The 23,657-nt window shown below is 64.3% G+C and carries 31 protein-coding genes and 1 pseudogene; 16 read left to right on the top strand and 16 right to left on the bottom strand.

Annotation, left to right across the window (positions count from 1 at the left end; translation table 11 throughout):
* Positions 1–383 precede the first annotated feature (383 nt).
* Entirely contained in the window at positions 384–1,391 is a 1,008-nt protein-coding gene (locus MKK88_RS09935; RefSeq protein ID WP_243999207.1) for a hypothetical protein, read from the top strand.
* A gap of 840 nt (positions 1,392–2,231) precedes the next feature.
* Positions 2,232–3,968, top strand: a complete 1,737-nt coding sequence (locus MKK88_RS09940; RefSeq protein ID WP_243999208.1) for a molybdopterin-dependent oxidoreductase — start codon at positions 2,232–2,234, stop codon at positions 3,966–3,968.
* Between the two features lie 386 nt (positions 3,969–4,354).
* Here MKK88_RS09940 and MKK88_RS09945 read toward each other — a convergent pair.
* A pseudogene (locus tag MKK88_RS09945) lies at positions 4,355–4,606 on the bottom strand (response regulator); the annotation flags it as partial.
* A 376-nt stretch (positions 4,607–4,982) separates the two neighbouring features.
* Between MKK88_RS09945 and MKK88_RS09950 the strand changes: the two are divergent.
* Together MKK88_RS09950 and MKK88_RS09955 are read left to right on the top strand one after the other, a co-directional pair.
* A complete protein-coding gene (locus MKK88_RS09950) occupies positions 4,983–6,674 on the top strand; it encodes a methyl-accepting chemotaxis protein (RefSeq protein ID WP_243999210.1) in 1,692 nt (563 codons plus the stop codon).
* 7 nt (positions 6,675–6,681) lie between these two features.
* The gene (locus MKK88_RS09955; RefSeq protein WP_243999212.1) at positions 6,682–8,931 is read left to right on the top strand and encodes a putative bifunctional diguanylate cyclase/phosphodiesterase; all 2,250 of its coding nucleotides are present in this window, start codon (positions 6,682–6,684) and stop codon (positions 8,929–8,931) included.
* A 39-nt stretch (positions 8,932–8,970) separates the two neighbouring features.
* On the opposite strand, the gene MKK88_RS09960 is transcribed toward MKK88_RS09955, so the two are convergent.
* The 5 genes from MKK88_RS09960 to MKK88_RS09980 all read right to left on the bottom strand — a co-directional run bounded on the left by MKK88_RS09960 (position 8,971) and on the right by MKK88_RS09980 (position 11,267).
* Positions 8,971–9,120 (bottom strand): hypothetical protein, encoded by a 150-nt coding sequence (locus tag MKK88_RS09960; RefSeq protein WP_243999255.1) that lies wholly within the window; start codon positions 9,118–9,120, stop codon positions 8,971–8,973.
* 58 nt (positions 9,121–9,178) lie between these two features.
* Positions 9,179–9,433 carry a hypothetical protein gene (locus MKK88_RS09965; RefSeq protein WP_243999214.1) on the bottom strand — a complete coding sequence of 85 codons (255 nt, stop codon included), beginning with the start codon at positions 9,431–9,433 and terminating at the stop codon, positions 9,179–9,181.
* Positions 9,434–9,474: 41 nt separating this feature from the next.
* Entirely contained in the window at positions 9,475–9,915 is a 441-nt protein-coding gene (locus MKK88_RS09970) for a hypothetical protein (protein WP_409566632.1), read from the bottom strand.
* A gap of 87 nt (positions 9,916–10,002) precedes the next feature.
* Entirely contained in the window at positions 10,003–10,287 is a 285-nt protein-coding gene (locus MKK88_RS09975; RefSeq protein WP_243999216.1) for a hypothetical protein, read from the bottom strand.
* 566 nt (positions 10,288–10,853) lie between these two features.
* Positions 10,854–11,267, bottom strand: coding sequence for a hypothetical protein (locus MKK88_RS09980; protein WP_243999218.1), 414 nt, complete (start codon positions 11,265–11,267; stop codon positions 10,854–10,856).
* 55 nt (positions 11,268–11,322) lie between these two features.
* Here MKK88_RS09980 and MKK88_RS09985 point away from each other — a divergent pair, with 55 nt between their 5' ends.
* Complete coding sequence (locus tag MKK88_RS09985; protein ID WP_243999220.1) at positions 11,323–11,562, top strand: hypothetical protein; 240 nt, start codon at positions 11,323–11,325, stop codon at positions 11,560–11,562.
* A 293-nt stretch (positions 11,563–11,855) separates the two neighbouring features.
* Here MKK88_RS09985 and MKK88_RS09990 read toward each other — a convergent pair whose 3' ends face one another.
* The 4 genes from MKK88_RS09990 to MKK88_RS10005 all read right to left on the bottom strand — a co-directional run bounded on the left by MKK88_RS09990 (position 11,856) and on the right by MKK88_RS10005 (position 13,665).
* Positions 11,856–12,209 carry a hypothetical protein gene (locus MKK88_RS09990; protein ID WP_243999222.1) on the bottom strand — a complete coding sequence of 118 codons (354 nt, stop codon included), beginning with the start codon at positions 12,207–12,209 and terminating at the stop codon, positions 11,856–11,858.
* A gap of 62 nt (positions 12,210–12,271) precedes the next feature.
* Positions 12,272–12,562 carry a hypothetical protein gene (locus MKK88_RS09995; RefSeq protein ID WP_243999224.1) on the bottom strand — a complete coding sequence of 97 codons (291 nt, stop codon included), beginning with the start codon at positions 12,560–12,562 and terminating at the stop codon, positions 12,272–12,274.
* 594 nt (positions 12,563–13,156) lie between these two features.
* Entirely contained in the window at positions 13,157–13,372 is a 216-nt protein-coding gene (locus MKK88_RS10000; RefSeq protein ID WP_243999226.1) for a hypothetical protein, read from the bottom strand.
* Positions 13,373–13,404: 32 nt separating this feature from the next.
* On the bottom strand, positions 13,405–13,665 hold the full coding sequence (locus tag MKK88_RS10005; protein ID WP_243999228.1) for a hypothetical protein: 261 nt from the start codon (positions 13,663–13,665) through the stop codon (positions 13,405–13,407).
* An 86-nt stretch (positions 13,666–13,751) separates the two neighbouring features.
* Here MKK88_RS10005 and MKK88_RS10010 point away from each other — a divergent pair, with 86 nt between their 5' ends.
* The 9 genes from MKK88_RS10010 (at position 13,752) to MKK88_RS10050 (ending at position 17,828) form a co-directional block, all read left to right on the top strand.
* The gene (locus MKK88_RS10010; RefSeq protein WP_243999229.1) at positions 13,752–14,018 is read left to right on the top strand and encodes a hypothetical protein; all 267 of its coding nucleotides are present in this window, start codon (positions 13,752–13,754) and stop codon (positions 14,016–14,018) included.
* Entirely contained in the window at positions 14,015–14,434 is a 420-nt protein-coding gene (locus MKK88_RS10015; protein WP_243999230.1) for a DUF5681 domain-containing protein, read from the top strand. Before MKK88_RS10010 ends, MKK88_RS10015 begins: the two co-directional genes overlap by 4 nt.
* Positions 14,431–14,640, top strand: coding sequence for a hypothetical protein (locus tag MKK88_RS10020; RefSeq protein ID WP_243999231.1), 210 nt, complete (start codon positions 14,431–14,433; stop codon positions 14,638–14,640). Before MKK88_RS10015 ends, MKK88_RS10020 begins: the two co-directional genes overlap by 4 nt.
* A gap of 62 nt (positions 14,641–14,702) precedes the next feature.
* The gene (locus MKK88_RS10025) at positions 14,703–14,891 is read left to right on the top strand and encodes a hypothetical protein (RefSeq protein ID WP_243999232.1); all 189 of its coding nucleotides are present in this window, start codon (positions 14,703–14,705) and stop codon (positions 14,889–14,891) included.
* The gene (locus MKK88_RS10030) at positions 14,888–15,100 is read left to right on the top strand and encodes a hypothetical protein (protein ID WP_243999233.1); all 213 of its coding nucleotides are present in this window, start codon (positions 14,888–14,890) and stop codon (positions 15,098–15,100) included. Before MKK88_RS10025 ends, MKK88_RS10030 begins: the two co-directional genes overlap by 4 nt.
* Before the next feature lie 250 nt (positions 15,101–15,350).
* Complete coding sequence (locus MKK88_RS10035; RefSeq protein WP_243999234.1) at positions 15,351–16,433, top strand: catalase family protein; 1,083 nt, start codon at positions 15,351–15,353, stop codon at positions 16,431–16,433.
* Between the two features lie 500 nt (positions 16,434–16,933).
* Positions 16,934–17,116, top strand: coding sequence for a hypothetical protein (locus MKK88_RS10045; RefSeq protein WP_243999235.1), 183 nt, complete (start codon positions 16,934–16,936; stop codon positions 17,114–17,116).
* Between the two features lie 2 nt (positions 17,117–17,118).
* Positions 17,119–17,370 carry a PsiF family protein gene (locus MKK88_RS34240; protein WP_409566634.1) on the top strand — a complete coding sequence of 84 codons (252 nt, stop codon included), beginning with the start codon at positions 17,119–17,121 and terminating at the stop codon, positions 17,368–17,370.
* A gap of 281 nt (positions 17,371–17,651) precedes the next feature.
* Positions 17,652–17,828 carry a hypothetical protein gene (locus MKK88_RS10050; protein ID WP_167627790.1) on the top strand — a complete coding sequence of 59 codons (177 nt, stop codon included), beginning with the start codon at positions 17,652–17,654 and terminating at the stop codon, positions 17,826–17,828.
* A gap of 46 nt (positions 17,829–17,874) precedes the next feature.
* Here MKK88_RS10050 and MKK88_RS10055 read toward each other — a convergent pair whose 3' ends face one another.
* On the bottom strand, positions 17,875–18,120 hold the full coding sequence (locus tag MKK88_RS10055; protein WP_243999236.1) for a hypothetical protein: 246 nt from the start codon (positions 18,118–18,120) through the stop codon (positions 17,875–17,877).
* Positions 18,117–18,863 (bottom strand): Crp/Fnr family transcriptional regulator, encoded by a 747-nt coding sequence (locus tag MKK88_RS10060; RefSeq protein WP_243999237.1) that lies wholly within the window; start codon positions 18,861–18,863, stop codon positions 18,117–18,119. Before MKK88_RS10060 ends, MKK88_RS10055 begins: the two co-directional genes overlap by 4 nt.
* A gap of 623 nt (positions 18,864–19,486) precedes the next feature.
* Between MKK88_RS10060 and MKK88_RS10065 the strand changes: the two genes are divergently transcribed.
* Together MKK88_RS10065 and MKK88_RS10070 are read left to right on the top strand one after the other, a co-directional pair.
* The gene (locus MKK88_RS10065; protein ID WP_313902307.1) at positions 19,487–20,239 is read left to right on the top strand and encodes a Crp/Fnr family transcriptional regulator; all 753 of its coding nucleotides are present in this window, start codon (positions 19,487–19,489) and stop codon (positions 20,237–20,239) included.
* A 3-nt stretch (positions 20,240–20,242) separates the two neighbouring features.
* Positions 20,243–20,515: a hypothetical protein gene (locus MKK88_RS10070; protein ID WP_243999240.1), complete on the top strand. Its 273-nt coding sequence runs from the start codon at positions 20,243–20,245 to the stop codon at positions 20,513–20,515.
* 180 nt (positions 20,516–20,695) lie between these two features.
* Here the strand turns inward: MKK88_RS10070 and MKK88_RS10075 are convergent, their stop codons facing one another.
* The 4 genes from MKK88_RS10075 to MKK88_RS10090 form a co-directional block, all read right to left on the bottom strand.
* Positions 20,696–20,917, bottom strand: coding sequence for a hypothetical protein (locus MKK88_RS10075; protein ID WP_279602199.1), 222 nt, complete (start codon positions 20,915–20,917; stop codon positions 20,696–20,698).
* 504 nt (positions 20,918–21,421) lie between these two features.
* Complete coding sequence (locus tag MKK88_RS10080; RefSeq protein ID WP_243999242.1) at positions 21,422–21,613, bottom strand: hypothetical protein; 192 nt, start codon at positions 21,611–21,613, stop codon at positions 21,422–21,424.
* A 112-nt stretch (positions 21,614–21,725) separates the two neighbouring features.
* Positions 21,726–22,190, bottom strand: a complete 465-nt coding sequence (locus MKK88_RS10085) for a YidB family protein (protein ID WP_243999244.1) — start codon at positions 22,188–22,190, stop codon at positions 21,726–21,728.
* 385 nt (positions 22,191–22,575) lie between these two features.
* Entirely contained in the window at positions 22,576–23,448 is an 873-nt protein-coding gene (locus MKK88_RS10090; RefSeq protein ID WP_243999247.1) for a YsnF/AvaK domain-containing protein, read from the bottom strand.
* Positions 23,449–23,657: the final 209 nt, after the last annotated feature.

Below are 23,657 nucleotides of genomic sequence, written 5' to 3' on the forward strand. Positions count from 1 at the left end.
CGGCTACCAGCCACCCGCGCCGGAGGTCGTCCTCTGGCCAACCGAACCGAGCGGATCAGTGCCGTCCGCGCGCCCTGCCATCGTCAGCCGACCGACGATGCACTAACTTCGAACTCGGGCCACCGAATGGGGGCAGGCCAGGTGAGGAGTTCCGACCCGGAAAGGCGCTGTTTCGTTACGGGTCACCCGATCAACTGATCGTCAGCTGCCAGCTGCCCGCTGAAGTTGTGCGCTGCGTCGCCCCTGGTGACCACGCAATCGTAACCCTTCTGGATTGGGGCCGCCGTTCCGTAAGCGCGCGGGTCGCCGATGTCGCCCATGCGCCACGCCATAGCGAGTTGCGCACGCTGTACCTAGTCCTGACGTCGGGTATGCCAGCTGGGATGCCGGCGTCGACTCGTCTCGAGATCCTGATCAACGCGCCTGGCCTGCCGCAGGATTACAAACCGGCTGCCGCAGTCCCTGTCGTTGGTGAAGCCCCTTCCCGGCGGCATGACGGTCTTCTCACCCGCGGTCGCGCAGGCGGCCACGAGACCCTGCATGCCCGGGAGCTGCGGGAGAAGGCGGAAAAGGCTCGGCTGACCGCATTACAGCCCGCGGTAGGGGATGAGATTCCCCTTCCAGCGGTCGCCGAACTGGCTCCGTTCGAACCGAGCTTTGCCAGCCGCCTGCGCAAGTCGGCACCGTTTGCGACCTTCAACAGGCGACAGTGGAAGGCGATGAAGCTGCAGACGGTCCTGGTTGGACATTTCAGGAAGGTACCCCGCCATCCCTGCGCCGCTGTGCTCTCCTGGGTTGCTGCCCCCGCAAAGTCATCGACCGCGAGCTTCCCGGATGATGGGCGGGACCATAGCTTCTTCCCACTCCCTATTTTAAAACCGTTCCCCGAAGCGACCGGCAGCGCACAGTTGACCGCCCGATCCGAGAATGCTCGACCGGTGCTGTCGTGTGAGCTGCCAGAGCCCGCCTTCGAGCAGGTGTGGGGATCTCGCATTCTGTGCGTCGCCGTGCGCCTCAACGCCGGCGGTGAGACGGGCATTTTCGAGGTGTCTGTGGAGAGCTGCACCATTGTCCGCACCCGCGGCTCGGTTCGCTTGTCCATCCCGTTGCCTACCACACCCCAGGTGACCGGCGAGGCCGGAACTCGCAGCGTCCTGCTATGGGATCCGGACCGTGCGCAGGAGCGGTTTATCGTGCCGCGTACCGCGGTGGTGACCGACAGCAGCGAGACCGTCCTGTTCGTTCACTCGGGGCGCGGGAACTTGGCGCGCGCGGTCGTCAGCGACCCTCAGGTCCTCGACACTGATCGGTACCATCTAAGCGGTCCCGACCTGCGCGGTGAGCGCGTCGTCTTCGATCCAAGGCGAATCTCGTCGAAGAACAACGCGTAATGCACTAGATTGACCGTGTTTGCGTAAATCATAGCTCTTCGTTCTAGAGGCGTACTCGATCGCGTTGCAATCGCGCGCGGATCTAAGCCTTTGTTGTCTAGCGCTCTCTTGCGCCGAGCCAGTGGCCACTTCGGCGGAGAGCGCTCCAACGAGGTCCGTGACGAGTAGCGAGCGCTACTTGATTAACGCCCATAAGCAGACCTTCGGCTTTGCGCCCATCTCGGTCATCCAAGGAGCTGCGGACGTTTCTCGATAGCAGACATCCACCGTGACGGCCGCGGTGGCCCATTCGCATAAGGGTTGGTTACGGAACGTTGGAGTGACGAGCGCGGCTCGCAGGAGCGTTGGGACCCTTTTTTGTCATCGGCTGACCACGCCAACAGGTTCGTGCTTAGGAGGTTCGGTATGATAGCTCAGACTGAAGGGGTTCGATTTAGATCGGATGGGGGGCCTTATCAGGCCAGACTCTGACCGGTTCGATCGGGGCATGCCCAAAACGAACCATGCTGGCCGGCTGCTATGGGTGGATTTCTTCCGGTCCGCTCTCGGGTAGCCATGCATAACAGCGGACGCTGCTGGTGCGCTCGCTCACGACCCGAGGCAGACCCTCGTTGACTCGATGGCAACATACTATCGGGACGCGCAGCAGGACTGGGCCTAGGATGGAAGAGTGATCCTGGTCTGTTACCGGCTACGCAACCCATTCAGCTTCATCGACTTCAGTTCGAGATGGGTCTGCTGGATGCCTCACCATCCTGTCAGCCTGCCGATTGCCAACTGAGGATCAGACACACCGCGCAGAGCATGGCGGGCGCGCCAGCATCACACAGGATCAGGCCGATGACGGATACACCCAATGTCGTGCCGATCCATGATCCGCTCGCGGCGAAGCTGAGTGGTGCAGATGATCGCATCCTGTTGAGCCATTGGCTGCCGCCACAGCAAGGCATCGTGCCTCGCATCCGCGTCGGACGGCGCTGGGTCAGCACTTTGTGGGCCTTGCCACTCGGCTTCGCCGCTCTCGTCCTCGTGGTCGCCCTTGCACAGAGCCTGCGTGAGTATCCGGACGTGAAGGCGTTCATCGTACGCCATCCCGGCATCGCGCAGAGTGCGCCTTCGGTGAACTCCGGCTTTCCCTGGTGGCTGCGGCTACAGCATTTCCTGAACATGCTGTTCATGATGTTCATCATCCGCGCCGGCATCCAAATCCTGGCAGACCACCCCCGGCTATACTGGAAACGAGATTGCACGCCAGGCACGGACTGGTTCCGCTTCCAGCGCCCGGTGCCGACCGGGCGGATCTGGACCGCCAAAGACGACTCCGTGACGCTGCCGAAGTGGCTCGGCATTCCAGGGTTGCGCCACTCCATCGGGTTGGCTCGCTGGTGGCATTTCTCCACCAACATGCTCTGGACGGTGAATGGCGTCGTCTTCTACGTGATGCTGTTCGCGACCGACCAGTGGCGTCGCCTGGTGCCACTGACCTGGGACGTGTTCCCAAGCGCGATCTCGACGGCGATCCAATACGGGTCGCTCGACTTTCCCGTGGACCAGGGCTGGACCCGCTACAACGCCCTACAGCAACTGGCCTACTTCGCTACGGTGTTCATCGCAGCCCCGGTTTCCATCGCTACCGGTATGCTCCAGAGCCCGGCGATCTCCAACCGCCTCGGCTGGACCGGGCGGGTGCTGAACCGGCAGGTGGCGCGGTCCATTCACTTCCTGTCCTTCTCGTGGTTCGTGCTGTTCATCTTGGCGCACGGCGTCATGGTGTTCGTCACCAGCCTGCGCGAGAACACCAACCACATGTTCGCCGGCGTGCAGAACGCCTCGTGGTCGGGCTTCCTGCCTTTCATGCTGGCGATGTCGGTGGTTGCCGGGGCTTGGGCGGCTGCCTCGCCGGTAACGATCCGCTACGCGCGGCAGGTGCAGCACGTCGGTAAGTTCATTATCGGCTGGATTAAGGGCCTGGCCGAGTGGTGGGACCCACGGTCCGAACTCACCGAGGCGGACATATCGCCTTATTTCTGGCCGAACGGCACCATGCCCGCCTCCGCCGAGTTCGACGCTCAGGTCGCCGGCAATTTTACGGATTATCGGTTGCGGGTGGACGGGCTGGTCGATCGACCACAGGAGTTCTCGCTCGCGGACCTCAGGGCGATGCCGAAGCAGGAGCAGATCACCACGCATTTCTGCATCCAGGGATGGTCGGGTGTCGCCAAGTGGGGCGGCGTGCCGATGCAGCACATCCTCGATCTCGTGCAGCCCAGTGCCGAGGCCCGTTATGCCGTGTTCTACTCGTTCGCCGAGGGTGGCGAAGGGGGGCGTTACTACGACGCGCACCGGATGCACAACATGCACCACGCGCTGACCATCCTGGCCTACGAGATGAACGGTGCTCCGGTCAGCGTGCTGCACGGTGCGCCGCTGCGCCTGCGCTGCGAGAACGAGCTGGGCTTCAAAATGGTGAAATGGATCACCGCGATCGAATTCGTCCACGACTTCGCCGATCTTGGCGCTGGGCAGGGCGGTTACAACGAGGACCACGAGTTCTACGGCTATCGGATGCCGATCTGACACCAGGCTCTTCCCTGGAAGTCAAATGGGATGCCTGAGCGCTAGCTTCCCCGACCTACGGGGAGCAGTTAGCCGTTAAAAGGATCGTGTGGTGGTCCAGCCAATGACGGCTCACCACCCCGAGCCGAAGTTGCCGGACGGCCGAAGAATGGCTGCTTTCAGGAAGCGCCAATGGGCCATCGGTACGTCTGTGTTGAGTCGCAATCAGCCGCGAATTGCGGTCTGCTAAAGGCGCACCCATAGCGAACCGAAAGCGCTGGTTCCCAATCGCATACCCAAAACGTACCAGCTTGACGGGCTGCGTTGGGTGGGAAGCGGAAGTTCGACCGTCGTGCGATGAACGTCCGGAATGCCTTCGAAGCGAACACTCGAAGCCTTTCTTCCAACTACCGACCTATCAGACGCTTGCGCCGCTGCCACGATGCCGCCTTGCGCAGGACCTGCGAGAGCTGCTCGACCAAATACGGCTTGTGCAGGAGTTCGAACCCATAGGTGCCGTTCTGCGCCAGGACATGGCTCTAGCCCGAGGTTAAGACCACGGGCAGATCGAAGTGGAGACGGCGGATCTCCTGTCCCAGCTCGATGCCGCTCAGACCGGGCATCATCACGTCCGAGAATACGACGTCGAAGCGGTCGGCGCACCACCCTGTGCCTCCACGTCATGACCGGAGGGTTGCGACCCTACAGGCATGGAAAAGCGTAGCGCCGCTGCTAACCACGTGATCCAGACTGAGCGATACGACGCCGATCCATCAAATGATGGAATTATCGATCACGGGAGATCGAAGCCAACCTCTGTGGTAAGGGCGCAATTAAGAAGTGGGGCCTGAAATCCGTCGCGTAAAACAGTCTTTTGACGGGATTTTAATGGCTAAAACGACCTCAAAGAAATGAAATTGACTCCATTTACGTTGATATAAATGATCAATTAACGAATCAAACCAATAAACATATGCGGTTCTGCCTGACATTGCCGGGCGAGAGCTGTTTAAATTCCCAACAAGAAGCGGAACGATGCGCCTGCACCTGTCACTCAAGGTCGCACTCTCCGGCGCCTTCGGCCTGCTCGCGCTCATCGCGGCCGGGCAGGGCGCACTCTCGATCTTCAAGCTCGCGGGGATCCGCCACTCCGTCACCGAGGTCGCATCGAACTGGCTGCCATCGGTCGTCGCCGTGAACGAGATCCGGGCGACTGCGTCCGAGGTTCGGATCAAGCAGCTGCGCCTGCTCACCCTGTCGGATACGCCGGCTCACCTGGCCGAGAACGAGGCCAAACTCGCCGCGACCCACGACAAGCTCGCGCAAGCGCGCAAAGCCTACGAGCCGATGATCGCCTCGACGGACGAGCGTGCGCTCTACGATGCGTTCGCATCCGCATGGAGACGCTTCGAGCAGGCCGATGCCGAGATGCGTCGCCTGATGGAGTCCGGGCAACAGCCGGCTGCTCTCAAACTGATGACTGTCCCGGAGACGGCAGGTCTTTACGACGAGGCCCGCGCCGATCTCGCGCGTGACGTAGCCCTGAACCAGGGAGGGGCCCGCCGGGATGCCGATGCGGCCGCGTCCGAAGCCGAGACCGCCGCACTGGCCGCCTACATCGCCGTCGCTCTGGCCCTCACTGCCGCGTGCGCCGCCGCCGTCTTCGGTCAGCTGCGCGTATCCCGTCCGATCCAGACCATGACGCAGGCGATGGGTGTGCTCGCCGGTGGCGATGCGGAAGCGGCGGTGCCCTATCGTCAGCGCCGGGACGAGATCGGCGCGATGGCGGCCGCTGTGCAGGTGTTCAAGGACAACCTGATCCGCACCCGGGCGCTGGAGGCGGAGACCGCCCAAGCCCGTCTGGCTGCCGAGGAGCAGCGCAAGGCCGGCATGCGCCAGATGGCGGACGGGTTCGAGCAGGCGGTCGGCGGCATCATCGGCCTGGTCTCGGCGGCCGCGACCGAGCTGCAGGCCACGGCCGGCTCGATGTCGGCGATGGCGGGTGAGACCTCCGCCCAGTCCGGCGCGGTGGCCGCCGCGGCCGAGGAAGCCGCCAGCAACGTCAACACCGTAGCCGCCGCCGCCGAGCAACTCGGGTCGTCGGTGCAAGAGATCGGTCGACAGGTGGACGGATCGGCGAGCCTCGCGCATCTGGCGGTGAGCGAGGCCGATCAGGCCGGCGTTCTGGTGCAGGAGCTGAGTGGCGCAGTCGCGCGCATCGGCGAGGTGGTCGGGCTGATCTCGAACATCGCCTCGCAGACCAACCTACTGGCCCTGAACGCGACGATCGAGGCGGCCCGGGCCGGGGCTGCCGGCAAGGGGTTCGCGGTCGTCGCCTCCGAGGTGAAGGCTTTGGCCGAGCAGACCGCGAAAGCCACGCACGAGATCTCCGGACAGATCGCTCAGGTCCAGGCCTCGACGGGTCAGGCGGTCACGGCGATCGCGGGCATCACCGGGCGGATCCGTGAGATCAGCGGCGTGGCGACCTCGATCGCCGCCGGCGTCGAGGAACAGGGGGCGGCCACCCAGGAGATCGTGCGCAACGTCAGCCAGGCGGCGATGGGCACGGGCGAGGTGACACACAACATCGCGGGCGTCGCGGGCGCGGCCGAGGAGACCGGGGCGGCGGCCAGCCAAGTGCTGGGCGCAGCCTCCGAGTTGTCGCGCCAGTTCGAGCACCTTACCGCCGAGGTCGGGCGCTTCCTTGCCACCATCCGGGCAGCGTGAGGCGGTCATGGCCGAGATCTTCCCGATCAGCCCTCGGATCAACCCTGAAGGCGCTTCCGTGCCACCTTCACATGCGCAGACTGACGAGGAAGCTCGGCTGCAGGCGCTGGCCGAGCACGAGATCCTTGATGCCGAGCCAGACCCGTCGCTCGCCCATATCGTCGAACTCGCCGCCCGCCTGCTTGGCGCACCGGCTGCCTTCGTTTCCTTCGTCGATCGCGATCGGCAGGTCTTCCACGCCAAGATCGGCCTGAGCCTGTGCGAGACCGACCGCGACGTCGCCTTCTGCGCCCGGACCATCGCGCAGACCGACATCCTCGTCGTGCTCGACGCCTCCCAGGATCCGCGGTTCCGCGACAATCCCCTAGTCACTGGCGCCCCGTTCATCCGCTTCTACGCGGGTGTGCCGCTACGTACCGGAGACGGCCATGCCATCGGTACGCTCTGCCTCGCCGGTCCCAAGCCGCGTCGCGCTTTCACGGGCCGGGACAGGCGTATCCTTGCCGACCTCGCCCGTCTCGTACTCGACCGGCTGGAGCTGCGCCGCGTCGAGGCGGCCCGGCGCGCGACGCAGTCGCGCTTCGAGCATATCGCCGACACCTCGTCGGACGCCATCATCTGCGCGGACGCCCACGGGCGGGTGAGCTTCTGGAGCGCGGCCGCCGAGCGCTTGTTCGGGCATACGGTCGCCGAGGCTCTGGGCCAGCCCCTCGCCATCCTGGTGCCCGAGCGAATGCGCGGCGGCCACGAGGGTGACCTGTGCCGGATCGCGCGCGGGGCGGCGACGCGGCTTCTCGGCCGCACTGTCGAACTCATCGGCCGGTACAAGGACGGCCGCGAGTTCCCGGTCGAGCTGTCCTTGTGCACCTGGGCCGAGAACGGCCACGCAGCCTTCGGGGCAATCGCGCGCGACGTCAGCCAGCGCCACATGGTCGAGGAACGCCTGTTCCAGCTCGCGCATCTTGATACCCTCACCAATCTGCCAAACCGGGCCGTGCTGCGCGGTCGGATCGAGGCTGTAATTCTGGAAGCGTGCCCAGCGGCAGTGCTGATGATCGACCTCGACGGCTTTAAGGAGGTCAACGACGCGCATGGGCATGCTGTGGGCGATGCCGTGCTTCGGCTGGCAGCCGATCGCTTGCGCATCTGCGTCGGTACCACGGGCGTAGCGGCCCGGTTTGGCGGCGATGAATTCGCGGTCGTGCTGCCCGACGTCGGTGATCCTCTGGTAGCGATAGCCAAGGGGCAGGCAGTGATCGATGTCCTCTCCAAGCCATACCGCGTCGAAGGGCTCGTTGCGCGACTTGGCGCCAGCGTCGGCGTCGCCCTGAGCCCCGCCTACTGCGTAGGTGGGGACGAGCTTTTGGCCTGCGCCGATGCTGCCCTTTACCGTGCGAAGATGGATGGGCGCGGGTGCGCCCGCTTGTTCACGCCGGACATGCGCGAGATCGCACAGCGCGAGCGGGCCTGCCGCGATGGGCTGCGCCGCGCCATCGAGCAGGGCGAGTTCGTGCTGCATTATCAACCGCAGGTCAGCCTGTCCGACGGCACGCTGACGGGCGCCGAGGCTCTGATCCGGTGGCAACATCCCGAACTCGGGCTGCTCATGCCGGGCGCGTTCCTAGAAGTGCTCGACAATGGTCCAGACGCAGCTCAAGTCGGCGACTGGGTGCTGCGCACTGCGTGTGCTCAGGCACAGGCTTGGCGGCAAGGAGGCGTAACCCCCTTCCGGATTGGGGTGAACCTCTGTGCAGCACAGTTTCGCGACGGTGATCTGACCGAGCGGGTCGCAGCCGCGCTCGCTGAAACGGGGCTACCTGCGCACGCTCTGGAATTGGAGATCACCGAGACGATCATCCTACGTCACGACCCGGGGGTGGTCGCCACGTTGCAGGATCTACGCACGATGGGCGTGGGCATCGCGTTCGACGACTATGGTACCGGCTACGCCTCGCTCAGCCTGCTCAAGCGTTTCCCACTGACGCGGCTCAAGATTGACCGCAGCTTCGTGAATGGCCTGTGCAATGATCGACGCGATGCTGCGGTCGTGCGGGCGGTGATCAACCTCAGCCGCAGCTTCGGTCTAGAGGTGATCGCCGAGGGCGTCGAAACCGAGGAGCAGCGGCAACGGCTGCTGGCGAAAGGCTGCAATGAAGCACAAGGCTACTTGTTTGGCCGACCCATGCCTGTGACGGAGTTCGCGACTCGATTTGAGGTGGATCGGGGGCGGGCACACCAATCCTCGACCGCTGCATAGCTCAGTTCGCCGGGTTAGCAGTGACATGAGCCATGGAGGTCAGGCGTAGGGCCCAGCGAACAGGTCCCCGAGCGCCTTCCGCCGGAACAGGATGTGCCAGCGCCGCCGCTGATGCTCGGGCCGGTCGTTAATTATATGACAGCGCTGGCAGAAGGCCGCGAGGTTGGCATCGGCATTGTAGGCGTTCAATCCAAACGCCCTGCCAATGAGGTCGTCTGAGCCGAAGATCCGTGCGTTTCGGATCTTCCTATAAGACAGACCTCTCGTTCAGGCGAGTTTTATGAAGATCAAGATCAGCGAGCAGGCGTGGCAAGAAAGCTGAAGCGGTGTTCAGTTCACTGGTTTTTGCCCTGAGCTTTTCGAGCGCGTCCGCTTGTGCCCTCAATCCCTGTATCGAACTCAGATAGGCCCAGATCGCCTCATCGGCCTCGCCGATGGCCACAGGGTGCTCAGCGTCGAGGAGCGCCCGGAAGATCTGCAGGGTTTGGTCGAGGGTAGCCATTCCCGGTAAACCCTCCTTCAGGGGCCTGGTGCGCGAGGCTATCAGAAGAGCCATATCGAGAGCGTCAGGATGGCGCCAATCCCACCGATGGTGGTGCAGAACCCTGGGATGACCCAACTGTTCAGACCACCATGTGGCTGTGCTGCATTTCGAACTCTGGCGGACGCTGTCTCAGTCTTGCGAGCGAGTGCGATGCGCTCATGCGAAGGCGAGTTGCCGGCAGCCTCATCGTCGGTCCCGAGCTGCGACAGGCCAGGGTCGTAGGCGGCGACCTTGTCAATTGTGGCACCGCTGTCGATGTCGGCCTTCAACATGGCCGTGGTCGGGCGATCATATGCAGGCGGCTCGGCCACGTGCAGGTTGCCGGGAGGCGGTGGGGTTTCGGATCGGAACAGCATAGGCGTGTCTTTCAGGGCAGCGGCATCGGGCGTCGTTCGATGCGATATCGCTCGCAGGAGGCTCGGATTAGCTGCCTCAAGCATGATGACCCACATCCCGGCAGATCAGCCGCCGGGACGCTGAGAATGCGATCAGGTTATTTCTTCGACGGTTTGGCGAATGCGGATCAGTTAGCCGCCGCCGTTACCGCCTCCGCTGCCGGTTGAACCGATACGCGCAGGCTGACCTTCATTGCCTGCCGCCGCAGAGTCGTCTGAGATGCTGTCCTCAGCGCGACCGGTCGGCGAGTATGAAGCTGCCCCTTCCTCCCCGGTCGAGCCTGGCTGGCGCGTGACGACACCGGGCGAATTCGGCGGAACGATCACGGTCGTGGTGGTTGGGGTTTCAAAAACTTGTGCGGAGACAGGAGTAGCGAGCGCTACGGCGAACGCCGCAGCGAGGATGAGCTTGGTCATAAGGTTCTTTCGGCTGTGGGCGTGGGGAACACTCGATCGCGCGCGATGTGTCCCAGCGGTAGTGTCACAGGGGCGGGCAGTGGTGTCTTGACCAACACATGCCTGTTTAGAGCCTACCGCTTGTAGTTCGGCCAAAGTTACGCGTTTGGCGCGAGACCGTAACTAAAACAGGCACATATAATCTCAATGGACTTCCTTGAGATGTTGGATCGCGGCGTCGTGATACCAACCGCTTCCACATTCAGTCGCAACGATCGGCTCCGGCTTGGGCTTCAGAGCCACGGCCTTGTTCTCGTGGCGAAGATCTCCAGCGATCGTCATAACGTCCGCGAGGCGCTCAGCGACTGAGAGCGATCCGTGAGAAGATTTCACAGTCATATCTTATCTTTCTTTAGGATGCACGATCCGTCTGGAATCAGATGGCGCGATCTTGTAGTTGCTATATAGTCGCTGATAGCGAATTGCCTAATAATTATTAGCAAATTGCTCAAATTATCTACATGTCTTATTTTGTAGCATGGGCTTGTATTTCGAAAAGCGAGGTATCGTCAGCTCTTATAAATTGATCAATTGACGCTTTCAGGACGTGAACGAATTCGAACGGCAGGCTCGACACCCACGCCCGCGCTCGCCATCTCGAGCACATGCCCGACCATCGAGGCCAGACCTGCGATCCGAAGGTCCAGGCCTGCCTCCCTCTCGGCAGCATCGAGTAAGAACCTACTGGCATCGAACTGCTGCCGGGGCTGCTGCAGCGTCATCGCGCGGCCGTCCATTTTCGGGACCGCCATGCCCACGCCGCCCGCCACTTTCTGCCCCTGCTTCTGCTGCCCGCCCGCGATGCTCTTGAGCGCGCTGGCGATGCCGCCGTAGGGGCTGGCGCTCTCCGGCTGATCCTGTGGCCCGTCCAGTGCGGTCGGCGGCTTTAAAGCGGAAGTTAGTGGCGTAGCGGTTTCAGACTGCCACCCGTCCTGGGCCAAATCTGGCGGTTCTGGAGGCTATCGACACGGCATTAAGCGGGATGGAGGTGCTGCTTTGACATCCATCGAAGCCGCCGCCGACGCCCTCGACGTGGCGGGCCTCGCCGCGGATCCTGTCGGCACCCCCTGTCGGGCCGAGCTGCGCCGGATCGGTCACGCCCTGCACGCCGCCAACTCGCACAAGGACTTCGCCGCACTGGAGGTGGAGATCGCCGAGATGGACCCGACGCACGCCGGCTGGCGCGCGATCGTGCTCGAAATGGCGTGGTACGGGACTGGAAGGGCCTCGGCATGATTGCCCTCCCTCCCCGACCCGCCGACGCCGGCCCTTCCAATCCCGTGCCCAGGGCATCGAGCGTCATGACCCGATTGCGCCGGCCGCCCTCGCCTTCCGGTCCGCGCTGTTCCGTGCCGGCATGGAGGCTGACGCCGCTGGCGGTCTCGCGTCTCTGGAGGCTCTAATGGACGAGGTTTCCACGGCCGACCCCGCGCGCGCCGACATCCGGACCGCCATCCTGCGCGCCGTATGGGCCGATCTACTACCGAGATCGAATGGAAAGGGGCGGCCATGACACTGCACGGGCGAACCTACCAGCCGAGCCCCGACTCCTTGGTCTGCTCGGTCGGCTCTGCGCTACCGAGTTGCAAGATCAGGGCGTTCAGGGCGACCAACGCCTCCGTCCGCATATTGGGCCAGGAAGAGCCGCGTCGATCGAGGTCCTGCGCCAGGGCATCGGAGGCGAGGAGTGCATCCTCCATCGCCGTCTCCAGTGGCGATGTGGCCATAACCCGGCGGCGCAGGTTCGCGACCGTGTTTTCTGCCGTCAGCCGTACCACGTCGCCCATCGTGGCTGTCGCCGTCTCGACGATGTCGGTCCATGGCCACAAAGCCATGGCGAGGATTGCAGGTAGGTCCCCGGTCTCGTGTGCCCGTACTGTCACTGGCCCGCTGCTGTGCTCGTCGTGCGAACCGCCGGTGACTGCCGCTGCGGGCGTGGGCACCGTCACCGTTTGGCATCCGACAAAGAGGACGAGGACTGCGCTGTGACGACCCGTAATCGCGTGATCCTGGGCACAGTTCTCCTTGCGGTCGGCGCCACAGTGGAATTTGGGAGCGGCAACTCGGCTAGGCTGAGCAGGATCTTCGCACCCTGGATGGCCGCAATGGTCGTATGTGGAGCGCCATGCTGCCGGGCCTCGTCTTCGAGGCTCTCCAATCGCTCGGACAGCGCCTCAGACCGACGCTTGTCACGGCCCGCGGGGAAGGCGCCGAGCAGTCCGATCAGCGCGTCCATGAAGCGGCAGGTCGAAGTGTCGAGGGGGGCAGCGTCGTCTGGCACGATGCGATCCTGGGAGCGCCGCAAAGCTCATCATGCGACTGTTTCCCGTGACCGCGCTCCCGCATTTGACGGGATCGACGCACGTTTTTGCTGGAAGCCAGGGTGGTGTTTCCCAGCCTTGTCACTCTCAGCACTGCGATCAAAGCTACGCTCCGAGTGGTCTTACGGCTAAAATAGCGCTTCAGCCGACATCATCGGCTCGCTCGTCAGTTGTTCGTGGCCCGACTATTCGTGCTGGATCGTTGCTTGATCCGGTGCGACTCTGTTGTGATCGCAGGTGTAGGGACGTGCTCCCTGCCAAACATAGCGAACGGTCCCGCCCTCGGCCGCACAGCGCGTTCGAAAGGCGTCGTAAGCGTGAGACGAGCTGACGGCTGTGAGGATCGGCGAGGCCGCCATCAGCAGGGCAAAGCCGCCACACAGGGACAACACGAGCCAATTTACGGCGCCGAGAGTGGGGCGCCTCGGTTCCTCCGTCCACTCATCCATCGGCAGGACGGGCGCCAGGAAGGCCAGGATCATGCCGGCCCAAGCGAGCATAGTCATGGCCTAACGGAGCCTGTGAACAGCTGCAGGACGCTCGACTTGAACGCTTAGCTCTCCCCTCTGCGCCATGGCGACGAGACCCACGAATGGACCGAGGCTGAGCACGACGATCAGGAGGATCGCCGTCACAGCTTGAGCGTGCCGTCCGGCTATCTGGATCAGCGCGCACCCGAAGGTGAAGGCCGATGCCAGCAGGATTGCGAACGCTTGTTCGGTCATGACCTAGCCCACTGTCCCAAGATCCAATCCGCTCACGCGACGTCGTATGTGAAGGGCCCGTCCTGCGGTCCAACTTGGGTTCGATCGCCCAGAACTCTTCGGCCCGAGGCGATGATCTGGACGGTCTGTCGGCTATGGCATGCCGTCCGCGCCATGATTTCCAGATCGCGCAGATATGAGATCAGCAACTCGTGCGGAACTTCATCTGTGTTAAGAGCTTCGCCCACTTTTGATGAAACGGTATGCTCAAGTTCAGCCCAGAAATTGCTCGGAATTTCCGTTTGATCGGTCATGGTTGTCTCCCAACCTGAGGGAACAAACCGTTGTTGGCCATCTAAAATTTGAGTACTTTATCGAATGATGAGTTTAAATCATTTTAGTGGGCAGCTTTACCAGCAGCGAGCGCGCCGCCTTTAACGCCGGCATCGAGACTGTCCGGCAGATGGCGCTGACCACCGCCGTCACCCTGGAGGTCTGGGACGATGCCGGGCGTGTTCAGAACCAAGCCGCGGTCGCCGCTCTGCAGGCCCTGGCCGAGGGCGCGCGAGACCTGATGTTGCAGGCGACGAGCGCCGACGATCGTTGTACTTCTGTTGTTATTTACAACGGACCGGAGGCCGCGATCGGCCACGAGGCAGTGCCATGACGACGCCCAACCCAGGCTTTCAGCCCGGCCAGTCCGGCAACCCGGCCGGCCGCCTCCGTGGCTCGCGCAACCGCTCCACGCTCGCCCTGGAGGCCATCTTCGAGAGCGAGGCCGAGGCCCTGTCCCGCAAGGCCATCGAGCAGGCCCTGGCCGGCGACGGTGGCGCGATGAAGCTCTGCCTCGATCGCTTGCTGTCCCCGCGCCGGGACCGCTCCATCACCTTCGACCTGCCGACCATCGAGACGGCCGAGGACCTGCCGAAGGCAACCGCCGCCCTCCTGCGCGCCGTGTCGTCGGGCCAGATCACCCCGTCCGAGGCCGCCGACATCGGTAAGGCGGTCAGCGCTCACATCGATGCCATCACGGCGGCTGACCTGAGCCGCCGGCTGGCCGACATTGAGGGCGCGCGGTCATGAGGCTGCGCGAGATTGAGACCCGCATCGTTCGGGTGGAGCAGCAGAGGCCGCATCTCACGCCGGGGCTTCACCGCTGCAGCGACGATGAGGTTGAGGGCCTGATTTCGGTGCTCCGGCAGGCTGAAACGGGAGAGCCGATCGACCCCGGCCACGAGGCGTGGGCGGTGACGGTGTTGCGACAAGAAGGCTATGTGCCATGCGGTTGAGGGAGCTTGAGGCCCGAGTCCTGAGGCTGGAGCGCGACCCCTCGCACACCAGGCTCGGGCGCATGTCTCAGGAAGAGATCGACGGTGAGATCATCACCTTGCTCAATCGCCTCGTCGAAGGCTTCCCGACCTATGACGCGATGATAGCCGAGGTGGAGGCGACGCCGGACCTGCATATGCCCGACTGCGCCCGGCAGATGCGGTGGTTCATCTACGACTACCGGCCTCGCCGGCAGCGGGGGGAAGCGTGACCCGTTCTGCCCTTGCCCGCCTTCCCGACGTCGTCCTCGACCAGCAGATCGTGGCGAGCCTGCGCGAGGCCGCATCCGAATGGCCGTCTGTCGGCGCGATGGTGACGGCGCTGTCCGAGTCGCGCTCACCGGCCGAGCGCGCGCTGGCCACCCAAGTCGAGGCTTTCTTGATGGACTGGCGGCAGCCCCCGCGAACGGTAGCGCGGTAGGAACTGCCCGCCGGCGAGTGGGCAGAGCGGTACGTCACCGAGCACTGAGGCGCAATGGTTGATGTTGGTGGGGCACTTCATCATGAACCCAGCATCAGCCCTCTCAGCTATCCGAACCTAGGACCAGGAACTTGGGCGGGCGTGCTGGGCTTCCGTGACTGTGGGCGTCATTGCGGTCCAGCAGCCTGTCAGGGCGTAGCTTAGACCAGCACCCGACCCCATCCGGTAGAACCGACTGCGAGAGCCCAGAATGACCTACCTGCGCTACACCCCTGAGGTCGAGCAGCCTACCGCCAATGAGCAGGAGACGATCGACGGCATCATCAAGGGCATGACGCAGCAATCCGAGACGGTCGAGGCACGCGAGCACCAAGCGGTCCGTGCCAGCCATGCCAAGAGCTCCGCTTGCGTGACCGGCGAGCTGACGATTGCCACCGGCCTACCGCCGGAACTGGCGCAAGGATTGTTCGCAAAGCCTGGTACCCACTCCGTCGCGGTCCGCTTCGCGCAGGGCCCGGGCGAGATCCTGGGCGACCGCGTCTCGACCCATCGCGGCATGTCCATCAAGGTGTTCGACGTCACCGGCGAGAAGCTGCCCGGCCACGACGCTGATACCCAGGACTTCGTGCTCGCCACCGGCACGACCTTCCCGTCTGGTACGGCCGCGGGCTTCCTGCGCGATGGCACGGTCATCGGCAAGTCCACCGCGCTGCCAGAGGGGGTCAAGAGCGCGGTCTCGTCGACCATGCGCAACCTCAATCGGGCGCTGCACGCCTTCGGCACAGAGAGCGCGCTCGCCGACTTCTTCGGCCATCCGTACAGCCATCCCCTCGCCGACAGCTACTTCAGCCAAGCGCCGATCCGTTTTGGCGATTACGTGGCCAAGCTCGCGGCCGTTCCCACGGCCGAGGCCCAGCGCGCCCTATCCGAGTGGCGGCTCGACCCGCACGTCGACGAGGACGGCTTCCGCCACGCGGCAATCGACTTCTTCCGCGAGCATGATGTGGTGTTCGAGCTGAAGGCCCAGCTCTGGGCTGACGCCGAGAAGCAACCTATCGAGAACGCCTCGGTCGATTGGCCCGTCTCGGTAAGCCCCTATCGGACCGTGGCGACACTGCGCCTGCCGAGCCAAGACGCCTATTCAACGGAGCGGGTGCGTTACTTCGACGAGGTGATGACCTTCCGCCCCGCGCACAGCCTCGCGGCGCATCGGCCGCTCGGTTCGGTGATGCGGGCGCGGCTGCAGGTCTATCGGGCGCTCTCCGACTTCCGCCACCGCGAGAACGGCGTGTCCGCCGAGGACACCGCCAGTATCGACCGCATCCCAGCGTGAGGAACTTGCGCGATCAGGCTTCCGAAGTATCGCGAACCATCCCGCTCACATACGCGTTACCGGCGTTCTTCGACACGGAGGCATCGATGCGCCAGCGCACCCTCGTCACAGCTATCCCGTTCATGCTGCTCTTCGCGGGCACAGCCTTCGCGCAGGCACCAGCGGCTACCCCACCCGGGACAGCCCCGGGCGCAACTGGCGTAGCCGCACCTCAGCCGGGTTCGACCGGGGCGCCGGGCACCGTGACGGGGACGCCGACCGGTCAACCTGCTGACACCGTGACGAACAACTCTGCGGCTGGTGGAAATGCCGGCCAGCCGGAGCGGCCCCTGCCCCAGGGTGGCGGCGGCGGCAAATAAGCAGATCGCGGCGCTGATCCAGGTTGAGGCAATCGCCGCCTATCGACCGTGGTTGCCAATCGCGTAGGATCTGCGACCCTCAGGGCAGACGTCGGGCGGGTTGCTGATCCGCGCGACGGCACAGACATCACGAGGGACGGCATGGTCATGGCTGAGACAGACAAGCCACCGGGTGTGAGCGTCGTGCCCCCGACGATACCGATCCCGAACGTCAACGTGCCGGACCCAACGACCGGCAGCGAACCCGAGAGCAAGGATCCGGTGAAGGATGCCGAGCGCACGCCCGATGATCCGGACAAGGCAGCTAGCGACGGTTTAGCGTGATCGTGCGCCGCTTTTTCGCGGTTTTGGCCGCTCTGGCCATTCTCGCCTGCCTTCCTGCTGCAGCCGTAGCACAGCGCACGTCTGAGCCGCCCGCGAAACCCGCTTCTGGCGCGCCGGCCGCCGGCGAGGAAGCGGCATCTGCCGTTGATCCAGCGGTACTCGATCGCTGCCGACAGCGGGCAGACGCCCAGAAGCTGAAGGAAGGGCCGGAGCGGAAGGCTTTCATGGGGACCTGCGTCACGCCGGACGTTTAACCGGATGAAACACTCGCCGAAGAGGGCGCCAGGGACACACCAAGGCTTCCCCGCGACCAATCTCGAACCCGTCTCAGGATCATGCGCCGCGGTGCGGTCGGGATGTGCACGAGGTCGGGCGAGCAGTGATGGTATGGCCGCCCGGCCTGCGTGCAAATAGGTTACTCCTTTCGCCGTCACGCTTTCCGCCAGTCGTTGCCCAGCCGCGGAAGCATCCGCCTTCTCGTTCGTTGAGCCTTCAAGGGTGACGTCGTGCCCCGCAAAAAACCTGCTGAGGCGTCATGACAGCGCTCGCTATCCTGTTCGCAAGCATTGCTACCCTCGGTGCGTTCGTCGGGCTTGAGTATGTCGGCCACCCGATCGGTGGTCAGTCGATCACCGCCTACGGCTGGGGGCTGTGCCTTAACGCGGCTGCGATCGCTGCCTTTTTGGCTTACAGGAGCCTTCAGCGCGCCTAACCTTGGCCCGCCTCCGATCGGTTTTGGGTAAATTTGAACTTGTGGCTTAGGCCTCGTGCGCCAGCCGCTGTCCGATCCAGGTCTGCGCGGCGTCGAGTTCGGCAAAGGTCGGCCGGTGTGCCGTGCCCACCAAACCGAAGCCCGCCTCCAGGAACCACATCCCGGCCAAATCCTCGTGAACCTCCGAGAGCCGCACCAGCACTGCCGCGAGGAGATCGTCATCGAAGACCAGCTGGCCGTCGACGTCGAAACTGCCGGTCCCGACCTGCACGGGCTGTAAGCGAAGCGTCATCCGGCCGCCCGCCTCTCCAACTGCAGGTACGTCGGGTCAAACTCCGAGAGCCGAAGAAGTTCATCCCACGCCTGGATCACGAGCATCCGACCCCGGAGCGTGATCAGGGTCCGGCCGCGCATCTCCTGCAGCACGCGGTTGACGTGCACGGGCGTGAGCCCGAGCGCATCGGCGATGTCGGCCTGGGTGATCGGCAGCGGGCAGCGATGGTCCCCGGCCAGGCCCACCGCCTGCAGCTTCAGGTACAGCTCGCAGAACAGGTGCGCGACATGCTCGAAGGCCGAGCGCTGACCCAAGCTGATCAGCCACGCGCGGAAGATGCCCGCGTCGACGAGCGTGTCGCGCCAGAAGGCGGCCGCGATACCGGGGTGGCGCGCCGTCAACTCCCGCAGGCTCTCGTGCGGGATGAGGGCCACGACCGCCTTGGTCAGCGTGGCGATGCTGTGATCCATCGTGGGGACGTGCAAGCTCGGCAGGTCTGGGATGTCGCCGGAAATGTGGAACGAGAGGATCTGGCGCCTGCCCTGGCTGAGCAGCTTGTACCGGCAGGCCCATCCATCGAGGATGACGCAGCAATGCTTGGGCTGGTCGCCGTCGCGCACGATATCCTGCTGGGCGCCGAGGTTCTGGATGCGTCCCGGCAGGCTCTGGATAGCCCGTCGCTCCTTATCGGAGAGGGCGGCGATGCTCTCCAGCTTGCGGATGAGCATGGTCATGGCTGATTGGTCAGCGGCTGCGTTCATGTCGCTTCACCTCGCGTCGCAGGCGGAAGCGCACGGCTCTCCCAGTCATCGGCGCCTGTGCCGGATCAGCCGATGATGAGCTCTGATATAAATAAATATCAGTTCTGCCTTCCATCATAAGATATATTTTTGGCCTCGCGTCGCGTTCACTGCTGAAATTGTGATCTCAGCCTATTTGAATTAATCAAAGCATGGCAGTTAGGACGGCATAAAACCGTTCTCAATGCAGGAGCCATCTAACATACAGTTTGATTGAGTGTGAACTTCATTAAAACCTGTCTTTTGATGGGATGTAGGCGTTCCTTTGCTGGCATGATCGCCTGGCTGTCGCCGCGGTGATGTGAGTGCAGCCAGCTGCACGAGCGTTCCTTGTTCCCTCATCGCCTGCACGGCTTCTTACGACCCGAGCGCACTCAGGCCCTGTCACCCGGTTCGGGTGATGGGGCCTTCTTCTGGGCGGATCATCGGATGCGGGATAGGACGAGCGCACCGAGTGCACCCACCATTGGGCTCGCCATACCCTTACTCGGTCGACTAGGCTCGGACCAGCGCTTCTTCGAGGGACATCTTTCGAACGACGATCTCGTTCTCTCGCTCAGAAGGGCGGTCCGATGCAGCAGGCGTTGAGACGCAAGCTCGAGAGCTTCGAACCCCTCTCCGACTCGGCCCGCTGGGCCCTGAACCGCCTGGTGCTCAAGGTCCGGCAGGTGGCCGCGCGCCAGGATCTGATCCGGGAGGGCGACAAGCCCGAGAACGTGCTGCTCATCCTCGACGGCTTTGCCTACCGCTACAAGGTTTTGCCGGACGGCCAGCGCCAGATCATGGCCTTGCTCGTGCCCGGCGACTTCTGCGACCTCAACGTGTTCATCCTCGACCAGATGGACCACGCCATCGGCACGGTCTCGGCGTGCCAGGTCGTGGATATCCCGCGCCAAGCCATCGACGAGATTGCCAGGGACCACGCCGACATCGCACGCGCCTTCTGGTGGTGCTCACTGGTCGACGGCGCCGTCCTGCGCGAGTGGCTGGTCAACATCGGCGGCCGGCTCCCGCCTCAGCGCATCGCCCACCTTCTCTGCGAGCTTCTCATGCGCCTGGAGGCGGTGGGGCGCGTGACCGACAACAGCTACGCCTTCCCGCTGACGCAGACGCAGATCGCTGACATGATGGGCCTGTCGGACGTGCACGTGAACCGCACGCTGCGGGATCTGCGCGCGCAGGGCCTGATCCGTCTGAAGCGGCGGGTGCTGACCATCCTCGACGTCGAGCGGCTCCAGGCCTTCTGCGACTTCACGCCGAACTACCTGCACCTGCGCAACACGCGCTGGGGCGAGCGGCGCGACCTGAGCTGGCCCGGTCAAGCCCAGGAGGGTTAGCCGATGTCCGGGCGCGGCAACGTCGCGACGCTGCTCGTGCTGCAGCTTCAGCCGATTGCGGTTGACACCAACAGCCCTGACCGTGAGGGCATGCTGGTGATTGCCAACGGGCTGCTCGTGGCCGTGTTGGTGCGCCTCGCCGAACCGGAGCATGACAATGTCGGGAGCTGGTTCTTGGAGGCTGGGTTCGGCCGACTGCAGGGGCAGAGGGTTCCGACCTTTCCCACCCTTGAAGATGCATGTCGCTGGCTGCGGCGGCGACTGAAGCCGTTGTGAGTTGTCTCGCTGCTGGCCGGATCGGGAAAGCTGCCCGCAGGCTCCGAAAGGGCCGCCACGGGGGCGGGGCAGGGGGCCACCAGCATGTTGCGCGCTTGGTTTGCGATGGAGGGCAACGCAGCTTTGCGGGCATGTGTCGAGGGCGCCCGCGCCGAAGCGAGGCGTGACTGACGCCTAGCGTTAGGCCGCCGACAGTCGTTTGATGTTGCGGGCGACGTGCTCACGGTAGCGGGCGATGACCGTCTCAGGCGATCCGCCGAGCATCAGCGTCGTCATCGCCTCGGCAGCAGCGAGAACCTTCTCGGTCACCATCGACTGCATCTCGGCCCGACCCTCGCGGCCACCCCAGGCGAGGCGGACCAGGCGCAGCTCGATCACGCGCCGCGACTCGATCGCCAGCATTATCGATGAAAAGATAGGATTATACACGACAAAACTCAGAGCTGAGGCAGGCAAACTACCAATCAACGCGGCTCGAACGTCAGGTGATCCTGCCTACAAATTTATTTATAATAAGTCATACCCCGAAAAATCTTATAAAACGGCAACTCAATACGCCGGTCTTCATTCGACCTATAGCATAATGCTCCCCATCGCCCCTCATTCGGCGGTTTCTCCGACGAACTGTGCCTGCGCGTGAAAGAGTACGACAAAGGCAACCCTTACATCTTGTTGGAGCAGCAGGCCCTCCCCGGGCAGGGCGCGGCCGACGCGATGCGGCCGTTCGCGTTCGATCTGAAACCCGGTATCCCGGTGGCTGAGGTCGAGGCTCAGTTCCCCGGCCTTGCCTGCACCTTGCCGCCGAACTCCTTCGCGACGCCGGTGATACGGTTCTCGTCCATGGTTCTTCTCCTGAGTGGGTGCCGGACGCGCGGGATGCGCGTCCGGCGGTTGAGTTATGTTCGTTTACTTCCCGGCGCTCTTGCCGTGGGCCTTGGTCGAGCTCTCGTGCGCCTTCTCGGAGTGGCTGTGCGCCTCCTTCGAGTGCTTGGCGGCGGTCGCCTCGTCGCCCTTCTCGTGGTGCTCGGCCGCGGTCTTGTGCGACTTCGCGGCGGCCTCGTGGTGCTGGGCAGCCTCGTGGTGTGCGGTCTTGGCCATGGCTGTGTTCCTCGTTCGGCACCGTCACGGTGCTCGTTGCGGTCGTATCGACCGGCGCGTCCGCCTGGTGTCGTCTCCGAGCGGCGTGCGGGGTGGCCTCAGGTGCGCCGCTTCAGTGGGCGGGCAGCCTGCCGTCGGGGGTGTAGCGGTCCACCGCCGAGGGAAGCTCCCGGGAGAGCCTGGAAAGCAGTTCGTCGTGTGACAGCCCGGTCTGCCGGGACAGGGCGTCCATGACATCGGGACCGATGGCCTGGCGCAGCTGGGGCGGGGCGATCTCTTGGTTGGGACCGTGGCTCACCCAGGAGTCCGCCGCCGCGCCATGTCCGTTCTGCCGGAAGCTCTCGACCAGCTGACCGAGACCCCCGCCGAGCACGTTGCCGACGCCGCCCCCACCGAGCGCACCACCGATGTTGCCGAGCAGGCCCCCGAGGCCGGCTTGGCCGGGAGAAGTCGTGGACCCCGGCCCTGAAGCGGCGTGTCCGCCGCCGAGCATCTCGGCGATCTTGTCCTTGTTCTGGAACCCCGCCACGGCGAGCAGGCCGAGCAGGGCGGTCATCGAGGGGAAGCCCTCACTCATTTTCGGTCTCCTATTCGAGGGGCGGCAGGCGTGCATTCCCACGGCCCTACGATCTCGAACCGCTCACCTTGGCCGCCCTGTACTCATCGATGGCGGCACGGCAGCGGGGCGAGAGCTGGCCCATATTCTTTCGGAAGCACGCGATCACCTCCGGGCCCTTCGGATCCATGCCATTGCACAGACTGAAGTAGTCTCTGGAACAGAATGTGCGGAGATTGCTCGCGCCATTGTCGTCGCCTTGGGCGTCGACGGAACTCCCCGCCAAGACAAAGGCGAAGCTGTGGAGAAGGGCCGGGCGGGACATGTGTAGCGACCGTGCTTGGTGAGTGCGGAGACCGGTTCGTGTTGAGAAGAGAGGGGCCAAGAGACCCCTCCCCACACGTGGTTAGACCGGTTTGCGCGGGGCGGTCCCGGTGGTGGTGCCAGTCGTGCCGGTGCGCTCGACGTTGCCGCGCTCATCGGTGACCTCGACCTCGGTGTGGCGCACCTTGTCGCTTACGGTCTCGACGCGCTGGGTCGCGTCCTTGCGGATGCCGACCTCACCGACGACGCGGGCTTCCTTCGAGACCACCGCCTGCTCGCGCATCTCGGTGGCCTCGATGACCTTGTCCTCAAACAGGGCCATGTCGCCCGGCGTCACGGCCCGGTCGACCACGCGGCGGTCGACGTGCACGGTCTCGTCGTGCAGGGTGACGTTCTCGCTGACGTCCTTCTCGACCGCGTAGGAGCGCACCCGGACACGACCGCTGTCGACCATGCGCTTGCCGACGTTGAGGCGCTCCTCGACCACCGGGATGTAGTCAGTGCCCTGCGCGGTCCCCTGAGCCGCGACGGTCTCGGTGGAACCCGCCGCACGCAGACCGGTCGTGGCGGTCGTCGATGCGGGAGCAACGGCCGCGACCGGCGCGCCTGCGGCCTGTCCGGTCCAGCCCTCCTTGCGCCAGGACGCCTCGCGCTCGTCCATGTCGACCGAGCCGTGCTCCTCCAGGATGTCGTAGGTCCGCTCCGCGTACCCGTCCTCGACGGTCGCGGTCAGCATGGTGCCGCCGCGGTTCAGTCCCTCGGCGTGGAGGTGGCGGTCCTCCTCCGGCATGAAAAACTCCTTCAGCGAGCCCCACATCCCGCCCTCTTGGGTCGTGGCGGCGTTTGTCGTGGTGCCGGCCTCGCTACCGGACAGGATCCGGATGCCGACCTCGGGGATGCCGATGGCCACGAGCTTGGCCTTCGCGGCGGTTGCGGCCGTGTAGGTATCGTACATGGCGGTGAGGGTCTGGGTTCTGGTTCGAGCTCCGGTGGGGTTGCAGGCGAAAGGACCTTGACTTCGCCCTCGGGGGACACGCGTTCGATCCCGGCCCGCTGCCTGCGCAGCGTCAGCGGCTGCCCGACGTCCTGCCCCGCCGTGGGTGGGCGGACGTGTACTTCGTCCCCCAGGACGAGGCGCGTCTCGACGACTGGGCGTTCCTCCAC

The organism is Methylobacterium sp. E-005 (assembly GCF_022829725.1).
Lineage (GTDB): Bacteria > Pseudomonadota > Alphaproteobacteria > Rhizobiales > Beijerinckiaceae > Methylobacterium.